Origin of the sequence: Mesorhizobium sp. M7A.F.Ca.ET.027.03.2.1 (assembly GCF_003999175.1) — a bacterium.
GTDB lineage: Bacteria > Pseudomonadota > Alphaproteobacteria > Rhizobiales > Rhizobiaceae > Mesorhizobium.
On record NZ_RZOM01001236.1, the window covers coordinates 1 to 1,623 of the forward strand.

Annotated in this window: 3 protein-coding genes and 1 pseudogene; 2 read left to right on the plus strand and 2 right to left on the minus strand. The window is 60.8% G+C overall.

What is annotated here, in order from left to right; all coding sequences use genetic code 11:
- A pseudogene (locus tag EN750_RS33350) lies at positions 1–264 on the minus strand (YebC/PmpR family DNA-binding transcriptional regulator); the annotation flags it as partial.
- Positions 265–477: 213 nt separating this feature from the next.
- A complete protein-coding gene (locus EN750_RS33355) occupies positions 478–801 on the minus strand; it encodes a helix-turn-helix domain-containing protein (RefSeq protein ID WP_127399198.1) in 324 nt (107 codons plus the stop codon).
- Positions 802–853: 52 nt separating this feature from the next.
- On the opposite strand from EN750_RS33355, the gene EN750_RS33360 reads away from it, so the two are divergent.
- A complete protein-coding gene (locus tag EN750_RS33360; protein WP_127399199.1) occupies positions 854–1,336 on the plus strand; it encodes an SRPBCC domain-containing protein in 483 nt (160 codons plus the stop codon).
- A gap of 44 nt (positions 1,337–1,380) precedes the next feature.
- On the plus strand, positions 1,381–1,623 hold a 243-nt coding region (locus EN750_RS33365), incomplete at its 3' end, for a VOC family protein (RefSeq protein WP_189526645.1).

Genomic DNA, 1,623 nt, shown 5'->3' on the forward strand with positions numbered 1-1,623 from the left:
GCCCTCGTAGCGCACGGCTTCGTAGTTCTCGGCATCGCCCATCGAGGCCTTGTTGACGGCGCGCTGGATGTTGTCCTTCGGCATCGACACCGCCTTGGCGTTCTGGATCGCCAGGCGCAAGCGCGGGTTCATCGACGGATCGGGCGTCCCGCTCTTGGCGGCGACGGTGATTTCGCGCGCCAGCTTGGAAAACATTTTAGACCGCACCGCATCCTGGCGGCCCTTGCGGTGCATGATGTTCTTGAACTGTGAATGGCCAGCCATGGCACCCCTGTCGTCTTCTCGGCTAGAGCATCCCGAAGCGAAGTGATCTGACCTCGTCTGCCGCAATGCCCGAATTCAAATTTCAGAGCGTCCCAGGTGCAACTCGTGGAAGCACGGCGTTCTCTGTCGGAATGGCCCGGCTTATAGATAAATCGGCTCAATTCGTCCAGCCGCACCGCGCATGCGGCGTAAGACATGACCTGCTGCGGCCGCTCATGCCTCGAGGTCCGACTTCAGCCGGTCGATGATGCTGAGGGCATGCCCGGCATACTGGCTGATCCAGCGGTCGTGGATCTGCTTGATCGGCAGCGCGTTGAGATGGTTCCAGCGCTCGCGGCCGTCGCGCCGCGCAACGATCAGGTCGGCCTCCTCCAACACCTTGAGATGCAGCATCACGGTGCAGCGATCGATGTCGGGAAAGGCCTCGCACAGCATGCCGGTCGTCTTCGGCGTGTCCTTCAGCTGATCCAGCATTTCACGCCGGCGCGGATGCGCCAGCGCCTTGAAAACATTGTCGTCTTGCGATTGGCTTGACATGTTATGTTTCTATAACATATTGTTGGGCCGATCAAGGGAAGGAGTTGTGGATATGTCACTTGGATTCAGTGTCTCCGGACGCATCGGCAAGCCGGTCGCCGACGTCTTCGACGCGGTCGTCAATCCGAAGAAACTGAGCGGCTACTTCACCACGATCGGCGGCGCCAGCGCCCCGCTGGAAGCTGGCGCCGGCGTCGTCTGGTGGGGCAAGGTGCCGGTCGAGGTCGACGAAGTGGTCAAGGACAGCCGCATCGTGCTGCGCTGGGATGCCACCGACGCCGACGGCAAACCCGCCTACAAGACCCGCATCGAGATGAATTTCGAGCCGCTGGACGATGGCGGCACCTTCGTCACCATCGCCGAGAGCGGTTGGCCGGAAGGCGCGGTCGGCCTGAAAAAGTCCTACCTCAATTGCGAGGGCTGGTCGCAGATGCTGGCCTGCATGAAGGCCTATGTCGAATACGGCATCAATTTGCGCGACGGCTACTGCCGCGCCGAGATGAAGGGCGAACCCGCCAACGAGACCAATGTTTGAGCGACCCGATATCCGAGCAACAGAAGGAAGATGGAGACCTTGCGATGACGAAAGTATCGCCATTCCTGATGTTCGAGGGCAAGGCCGAAGAGGCAATGATCCTCTATTGCGAGACCATTCCCGGCAGCAGCGTGCTTGACGTCACGAATTACGGCCCCGGCGAAGACGGCCCGCAAGGAACGGTCAAGCTGGCGCGGGTGTCGATCGCTGGGCTGGAAGTCATGGTCTTCAACAGCCCCGTGCACCACGCCTTCACGTTCACGCCATCGGTCTCGCTCTATGTGGAC